The following is a 7,389-nucleotide window of genomic DNA, read 5'->3' on the forward strand; positions in this document are numbered from 1 at the left end:
CAAGGGGGGAAGCAATGGCAGCCGTGCACGATTACAATTGTTACACCCCTATGTGCGTTGCCGAACAGACCCTGCCTTGTCACAATCCTATTCTGTGATCGTGCCTGAAACACCCAAGACGTGGCGATACGAAGTCCCACCGGCCCCTACCAAGCCGGCGCCACGAGGTCCGAATTCATAGGAGAACTATCATGCAAATCATTAAAAAAATCGCCGCTACCACTTCCGTTGCCGCTCTGCTGCTGAGCTTGACCGCTTGCGCCAACATGTCCGGCCAGGATAAAAACACGGCCATCGGCGCCGGTGTCGGCGCCGTTGCCGGTTCCGTGCTGACGGGCGGCAGCGCAGTCGGTGCAGTCGGCGGCGCCGCCGTCGGCGGCGTGATCGGCAACCAGGTCAAGCCGAAGTAATCGGCCATCCGAAAAGCGGGGTGGGCGCCCACGCGCCTGCCCCGCTTTTTTGCGTCCGGCTTCCGTTGACGAAATTGAAAAGTTATTCCGAGGAAATTAAACGAAGACGTTGGCCATGCCGATGGCGCCACTATCCTTGACCAGCTCGTAGCAGCGGCAAGAGACGGCTTCCAGGCCGGCGGAATCGAGAATTTCGATATTGCCGCGGCTGTAGGTAATCAGTTTTTGCTGTTGCAGCGCGCTGGCCGCCTTGGTCACGCCGACGCGCCGCACGCCCAGGGTATGGGCGAGGAATTCATGCGTCAGGTGAAATTTTTCGGACTGCAGGCGGTCGCGCGTGATCAGCAGAGAACGGGCCAGGCGCGCTTCGAGCACGTGGAAGCGGCTGCACACGGCAATCTGGATGGCTTGCGCCAGCAGGGTGTCCGTGTAGCGGTACAGCAAACGCTGCAGGGACTCGAGCTGGGCGAACTCGGCGCAGAAATCGGCCCGCGCGATGCGGCTGGCCGTGCCGGAACGCTGCACCACGGCCCGTACTTGCGCCAGGTCATGGCCCAGCGCGACGGACGCGCCCAGCACGCCTTCGCGGCCGACGGAGCCCACTTCCAGGGTCATGCGGCCTTCCGCCACGGCCAGCAGCGAGATCAGGCAGTCGCCGGGGAAATAGATGTGGCCGATAGGCTGGCCCGGCTCGTACAGCACCTCGCCCACCTCGACCGTGACGGTATCGAACAGCGCCGTCAGGTGCCGCAAGTCGTGCTCGGGCAGGCTGGCCAGCAGGCGGTTGCCCGCGTCAAGCGTGCCCGCAGGCGTGCCCAGGCCGGATCGGCCTGCATCGCGGGACAGGGTCATGCTGGCGTTCGTTAGTGGCATTGCTTTTCCTTGGTGCCGTTACAACTCGACATAATTTTTACTTAGCCTACGGTGCCATACCGTCCCTGTATGTACGGTGACGCACGGAAGCGAGGCAAGCGGCACAGCACACTGGCAATACACGCGAATCGCACGGATAACACGCACTACCCATTTCATTATTTATAAAAACCAAGGAGCTCTCCATGACTACCACCACCAAATCCCTCCATCCGCTGGTGCTTGCCGCCGCCGTCGCCGTCCTGCTGTTTTGCGGCGTGGGCACGGCGGCCCTGATGGGCTGGCTGCCCTCGTCGCAGGGCGACAGCCAGCCTCTGGCGGCCAGCACTTCCGCCGAACAGATGGCCAGCCTGCAGGCGAACCAGCCGCAAGCGAACCTGGCGCCGGCCGGCGCGCAGCCGCTGGCCGCCCTGCCGCCGCAGCAACAGCAGCAGCCACAGCAGCAGCCCGTGCGCCAGCCGCAGCAGCAACCGCAACAGCAACAGCAATATGCAGCGGCCCCGGCGCCGGCACCGCAAGTATGCGGCAATTGCGGCGTGGTCGAAGCCATCCATGAAGTCAATACGCGCGCCGAAGGCAGCGGCGTGGGCGCGGCCGGCGGCGCCGTCGTCGGCGGCTTGCTGGGCAACCAGGTCGGCGGCGGCCACGGCAGGCAGCTTGCCACCGTGCTGGGCGCCGTGGGCGGTGCCGTGGCCGGCAACCAGATCGAAGGCAGCGTGCGCGCCACGCGCAGCTACAACATCGTCGTGCGCCTCGATAACGGCAAGACGCGCACCGTGCACCAGAGCGCCGCGCCAAACTGGCGCCAGGGCGACCGCGTGCGCGTCGTCAACGGCGGCTTGCGCGCCATCGGCTAAGCTCCCGGCGGCCAGCGCGCCGCCCGCCCGCGCAGCACATCACACACACGCCCGGCCTGTCCGGGCGTTTTCTTTTTGGCAATGTTCGCTGGCGTACAGATGAGTACGCCATCCCGCGAGATGATGCACTCAAGAAAGTTCAACGGATATCTTCAAGGAGATGCGATGGAAAACGACAAGACAGGCAGTCGCCGGATCTGGCTCGGCTTTATCGGTGGCGGCATATTGGCAACCGCGCTGGGCTTCTGCGCGCTGGACCTGGCGCCCGCGGCCAGCAGCGCCCCCGTGTTTGGCGTCATGCTGCTGCTGACGGGCGGCATGGTCAGCTGCCTGGCCGGCGCCGTCGGCATGGCCGGCATGCTGGCCTGGATACCGGGCATGGATGGCGAGCAGGAACGCCGGCCGATGCGCGAACAGAATCTGGCCAAATAAAGCAAATAAGTTGGGTAAATAAGGCTTGTGTACGGCACCGTACAGAAAGTTTCAGAAACAAAGTAGACAATAAGTCATGGCATCAGCGTTCAGCGACCCAGTCGCCGCGCAATGACAAAAAACCGATGACAGCACAAGGCCAAGGCAGTCGCCGTCATCCACACATTACTCTCGGAGGACACATCATGCTGTATACAATCGCCGTCGTACTCATTATTCTTTGGCTGCTGGGCCTGGTAACTTCTTATACCATTGGCGGCTTCATCCACATCTTGCTGGTCGTCGCGGTCATCATGATCCTGCTGCGCCTGATCAGCGGGCGCGGTTTATAGAGGCTGGCGCACTGGCCAGACAGGGCGGCGCGCGTGCAAACGGGCGCCGCCTTTTTGCCGCCTTGTGCGTCCGTGCGCGCGCACTGGCACGCCGCTGCATTTTGCAGTAACGTGTGCAGGTAGTTCTGGGTATGTCCCAATAACAAAACTAGGAGAAAATCCATGAAAGAAGCATTCAAAAAAGGCCCTGGCGCCAAATCCCTGATCGGCATGCTGGTGATCGCGCTGGCCGCCACCGGCTGCGCGGACATGTCCTCGACACAACGCGGCACGGCCACGGGCGCCGGCATCGGCGCTGGCCTGGGTGCCTTGATCGGCGGCACCACCGGTGGCGGCAGCAGCGGCCGCACGGCCGGCGGCGCCCTGATCGGTGCCGCAGCTGGCGCCGTGGTCGGCAATATCTGGTCGAACCGCATGGAAAACCAGAAGCGCGCGATGGAACAGGCGACACAGGGTACCGGTGTGCAAGTGTCGCAGACGGCCGATAACCGCCTGAAAATGGAAATCCCGAGCGACATTTCCTTCGACACCAACCGCGCCGACATCAAGGGCAACTTCCGCCCCATCCTCGACCGCTTTGCCGCCACCCTGAACGAAAACCCGAACACCACGGTCAGCATCATCGGCCACACGGACAGCACGGGCAGCGATTCCATCAACGAACCGCTGTCGGTGGAACGCGCCGCCCACACGCGCGACTACCTGTCCATGCGCGGCGTCTCGCCGACGCGCGTCGTCACGGAAGGCCGCGGCGCCCGCGAGCCGATCGCCTCGAATGCGGATGCCTCGGGACGCGCACGCAATCGCCGCGTGGAAATCTACGTAGCAGAGCTAGCCCCACGGGGGTAACACCGAACCAAACCTGCTGCGCGTCGGTATAGGCGGCTTGCGATGCTCACCGGCTCGGCGCCCCCGTACTGAAGTACGGTTGCGCTTCTCGGCCACCTCTCCCTTCCGCTCGCTACGGTTTTGTTCGGTGTCGGGACGTTGACATCAAAATCAAGATCGTAAAAAAACCCGCTGGCAAGGTCACTTGCCAACGGGTTTTTTCCATTTAAAGCAGCTTATTTTGAACTAGCTTACTTCGACGTCGTTGCCTTGGCGCCGCTGTCGCCCTCTTTCGCCACCTTGGCAAAGTCGCCCGCCACCACCACCGACACGGCCGCCGGCTTCAGGTATTCGCGCAGGCCCTGGTTCACTTGCGCCAGGGTCAAGGCGGACACTTTCGCTTCCAGGTCCTTGTCGTAAGCCATGGTGCGGTCCTGCGCCAGGTAGCCGGCCAGTTCGCGTGCCAGGCCCGCGTCCTGCGTGCGCCCCACTTCTTCCGATTGCAGCCAGCCTTTCTTCGCTTCGGCCAGTTCCGCTTCCGTAAAGCCGTCGGCCAGCACCTTGGCGATTTCCTCGCGCAGGGCCGCTTCCACCTTGACCGTGTTTTGCGGCGCGCTGATGGCGTACGCCATCCAGTAGCCGGCCGGCTCGCGCGACGGCACGGATACTTGCGAACCGACGCCGTACGACAGGCCTTCCTTCTGGCGGATGCGGTCGGCCAGGCGGCTGCGCAAGGCGCCGCCGCCCAGCATGTGGTTGGCGATCAGCAAGGCCGGATAGCTGGCGGCGTCATCCTTGAGGGGAATCGGCTGGATGGCGAACAGCACGCTGTTGGCCTTGTCCGGCGTTTCCAGCGTGACTTTCTCGCCGCTGACGGGCTTGACGGCATCAGGAATGCGCACATACGGCTGCTGCGCCTTCCAGCTGCCGTACAGGCTGGCCACTTGCGCCTTCAGCGCGGCCGGGTCGAAGTCGCCCACGGCGGCAAAGGTGGCGTTCGACGCGCCATAGTAGGCGCCATGGAAGGCTTTCACATCGGCAACCTTGATGGCTTTCCATTGCGCCAGCTCGGCCGGCAAGGTGGCCACGTGGCGCACATGGCCTTCCGGCGTGGCGTCGAGCAGGCGGCGGAAGGCGTTCACGGCCAGCGGCTGCGGTTCAGGCAATTCCTGCTCCGCGCGGCCCACGCGCTCGCGCTGCAATTCCAGGAATTCCGTTTCGCTCAGGGCCGGCTTTTGCAGCACTTGCGCCAGCAGGTCCATGGCGGCAGGCAAGTTCTCGCGCTTGCCCGTCAGCATGGCGGTCACGCCCTCGGCGCCGCCCGTGATGGCCACTTGCGTGCCCAGCTGGTCGAACTTGTCCTTCACTTCCTGGCGCGACAGTTTATCCGTGCCGCGCGACAACAGATTGGCCGTATAGCTGCCCACTTGCGCCTTGCCGCGCAAGCTTTCTTCGCTGCCGACCTGCAGCTTCAATACGACGCTGACGGTATTGCCCTTGGTTTTCTTCGGCAGCAAGGCGCCCTTCAAGCCATTTGGCAAGGTGAAGCGCGTGGTGCGCGCTTCGATATTGTCGGGGCTGGGGTCGAACGCTTCTCCCTGCGCCACCACGGCGCGGCCCGTGTAGCCGGCCAGTTGCGGCGCCACGTCGGCGTAGGCCGGCACGACCGTGCGGTCCGGCGCATCGGTGGGGATGAAGCGGCCCAGGGTGCGGTTCGAGCTCTTCAGGTATTTCTCGGCCGCTGCCTGCACCTGCGCCGTCGTCAATTTGTCGAGCTGGTCGCGCTGCAGGAAGAACAGGCGCCAGTCGCCGGCCGCCAGGGACTCCGTCAGGGCGATCGTCATGCGCGCCGTATTCGAGGTGATCAGCTCGACCTGCTTGTTCAGCTGCTGCTTGACGCGCGCCACTTCCGCATCCGTCACCGGCTGCGACTTCAAATCTTCCAGCACTTTCAGCATGGCCGCTTGCGCTGCATCAAGGTTGCCATCGACGGGCACCAGCGCGCCGAACAGGTTGTAGCCCGGTTCCAGGTTGCTCACCGAGTTGTATTCGATCTTGCTGGCCAGCTTGGTTTCCACCAGCGCCTTGTGCAGGCGGCCGGCCGGGGCGTCCGTCAGCACGTGGCCGAGCACCTCGAGGGCGACGGCGTCCGGGTTGCCGGAAGGCGCCACGTGGTAGCCGGCGCCGACGAACTGCGTGCCGCCGCTGCGGCGCACCGTCACGGCCCGCTCGCCATCCTGCACCGGTTCGGCCGTGTAGGTGGGCTCGATCACGCGCGTGGGTTTCGGGATCTTGCCGAACAACTCATTGATCTGTGCCAGGACCTTCGCTTCATCGAAGCGGCCCGCCACCATCAGCACGGCATTATCCGGCTGATAATATTTATGATAGAACGCGCGCAGACGGGGGATGTTCACCTGCTCAATGTCGGAGCGGGCGCCGATGGTCGACTTGCCGTAGTTGTGCCAGTCATAGGCGATGGCCTGGATGCGCTCGCTGGTCACGCCGATCGGGTCGCTCTCGCCCATCTCGAACTCGTTGCGCACGACCGTCATTTCGCCCTTCTGCGTCTTCGGGTTCCACAGGTCGTTCTGGTCGATGGCCGCGTTGACCATGCGGTCCGCTTCCATGGCCAGCATCTGGCGCAGGTTGTCGTCGTTGGCGGGGAAGGTGGCGTAGTAATTGGTGCGGTCGTACCAGGTGGTGCCGTTGAACTGCGCGCCCGTCGAGTTCAGGATCTCGACCGGGGTCTTGGTTCCCTTCTTGACGCCGAAGTTGGCGCTGGGCTTGAACAGCAGGTGCTCGAGCAAGTGCGCCATGCCCGTTTCGCCATAGTTTTCATGGCGCGAGCCGACCAGGTAGACGATGTTGGTGGTAAGCGTAGGCTTGCTGGCGTCCGGGAACAACAGCACGCGCAAGCCGTTGGCCAGGCGGTATTCGGTAATGCCTTCGACGGACGTGACCTTGACGGCGGCGCCGCGATGCGGTGCGGCCTTGCCGGTTTTCTGGGCCGGCGCGGCTTCCACGGGGGTGGCGGCCAGGATGAACGACGGCGAGAGAATGCCGGCGGCAAGCAGGAGGGCGGTAATTGGTTTCAAGTCGGAGTCCTGGTAGCACTACGTTTTAGAGATGCGCAAGCGCAATGAAAGATACGCAAGCGCAATGCGATACGAACGCAAGAATGATCACGGTGCCCGCGCTGCGTCTTCGCCGCCACGTGAAATTATTGCTATTTCATAATTTACGGCATACTTATCACTTGCGCAAGTCCTGTCATCGAGCTGTTATGTGCCCGTGTTATACTCCACGGTTCCAGAACTATCTGCCTGTATATGAGACGAGCTCTCGTCCTGCTCTGCCTTTTTGTTTTCATCGCCTTACCCCAGGCGTTCGCCAGCATGGCTTACGCCAGCCCTTCCCCATTCCAGCATGCAGTCGCGGCCGGCACTACCGCCACGCCTGCCTTCGTCGCCGATTGCCTTGACCCCGGCGCCCATGCGGGCTTGCCCGGCGACAGCTGCGACGCCGACGAATGCGACAACGACCCCATCACGCTCTACCCGACCTCGCGCCAGGGAGCGCCGTTTTGCGCCATCATTTGGCAAGCGGGACCGGGGGCACTTGCCGAAGCGGACGCGCGGCAGGCCACCCGGCCGC

At 63.6% G+C, this 7,389-nt stretch carries 7 protein-coding genes; 5 read left to right on the top strand and 2 right to left on the bottom strand.

Annotation, left to right across the window (positions count from 1 at the left end):
* Nucleotides 1-191 precede the first annotated feature (191 nt).
* Nucleotides 192-410, top strand: coding sequence for a YMGG-like glycine zipper-containing protein (locus AC1RJW_RS20880; protein ID WP_034758955.1), 219 nt, complete (start codon nt 192-194; stop codon nt 408-410).
* A 96-nt stretch (nt 411-506) separates the two neighbouring features.
* Here AC1RJW_RS20880 and AC1RJW_RS20885 read toward each other — a convergent pair whose 3' ends face one another.
* Complete coding sequence (locus tag AC1RJW_RS20885) at nt 507-1,283, bottom strand: Crp/Fnr family transcriptional regulator (RefSeq protein WP_493046667.1); 777 nt, start codon at nt 1,281-1,283, stop codon at nt 507-509.
* Between the two features lie 185 nt (nt 1,284-1,468).
* On the opposite strand from AC1RJW_RS20885, the gene AC1RJW_RS20890 reads away from it, so the two are divergent.
* The 4 genes from AC1RJW_RS20890 to AC1RJW_RS20905 all read left to right on the top strand — a co-directional run bounded on the left by AC1RJW_RS20890 (nt 1,469) and on the right by AC1RJW_RS20905 (nt 3,753).
* Nucleotides 1,469-2,140 (top strand): outer membrane lipoprotein, encoded by a 672-nt coding sequence (locus AC1RJW_RS20890; RefSeq protein WP_493046668.1) that lies wholly within the window; start codon nt 1,469-1,471, stop codon nt 2,138-2,140.
* A 165-nt stretch (nt 2,141-2,305) separates the two neighbouring features.
* A complete protein-coding gene (locus AC1RJW_RS20895) occupies nt 2,306-2,572 on the top strand; it encodes a hypothetical protein (protein WP_493046669.1) in 267 nt (88 codons plus the stop codon).
* A 185-nt stretch (nt 2,573-2,757) separates the two neighbouring features.
* Nucleotides 2,758-2,904 (top strand): lmo0937 family membrane protein, encoded by a 147-nt coding sequence (locus AC1RJW_RS20900; RefSeq protein WP_121670992.1) that lies wholly within the window; start codon nt 2,758-2,760, stop codon nt 2,902-2,904.
* A gap of 210 nt (nt 2,905-3,114) precedes the next feature.
* Nucleotides 3,115-3,753, top strand: coding sequence for a YiaD family glycine zipper/OmpA-like lipoprotein (locus AC1RJW_RS20905; RefSeq protein ID WP_493046816.1), 639 nt, complete (start codon nt 3,115-3,117; stop codon nt 3,751-3,753).
* A 230-nt stretch (nt 3,754-3,983) separates the two neighbouring features.
* Here the strand turns inward: AC1RJW_RS20905 and AC1RJW_RS20910 are convergent, their stop codons facing one another.
* The gene (locus AC1RJW_RS20910; RefSeq protein WP_493046670.1) at nt 3,984-6,830 is read right to left on the bottom strand and encodes a M16 family metallopeptidase; all 2,847 of its coding nucleotides are present in this window, start codon (nt 6,828-6,830) and stop codon (nt 3,984-3,986) included.
* Between the last annotated feature and the right edge of the window lie 559 nt (nt 6,831-7,389).

The sequence above is a fragment of the Janthinobacterium sp. GW822-FHT07A03 genome (genome assembly GCF_058798815.1).

What these genes read in the sequence shown, in the direction of transcription:
- AC1RJW_RS20880 (WP_034758955.1), top strand. Translation starts at nt 192, where the DNA reads ATGCAAATCATTAAAAAAATCGCCGCTACCACTTCCGTTGCCGCTCTG.
- AC1RJW_RS20900 (WP_121670992.1), top strand. Translation starts at nt 2,758, where the DNA reads ATGCTGTATACAATCGCCGTCGTACTCATTATTCTTTGGCTGCTGGGC.
- AC1RJW_RS20890 (WP_493046668.1), top strand. Translation starts at nt 1,469, where the DNA reads ATGACTACCACCACCAAATCCCTCCATCCGCTGGTGCTTGCCGCCGCC.
- AC1RJW_RS20895 (WP_493046669.1), top strand. Translation starts at nt 2,306, where the DNA reads ATGGAAAACGACAAGACAGGCAGTCGCCGGATCTGGCTCGGCTTTATC.
- AC1RJW_RS20885 (WP_493046667.1), bottom strand. Translation starts at nt 1,283, where the DNA reads ATGCCACTAACGAACGCCAGCATGACCCTGTCCCGCGATGCAGGCCGA.
- AC1RJW_RS20905 (WP_493046816.1), top strand. Translation starts at nt 3,115, where the DNA reads ATGCTGGTGATCGCGCTGGCCGCCACCGGCTGCGCGGACATGTCCTCG.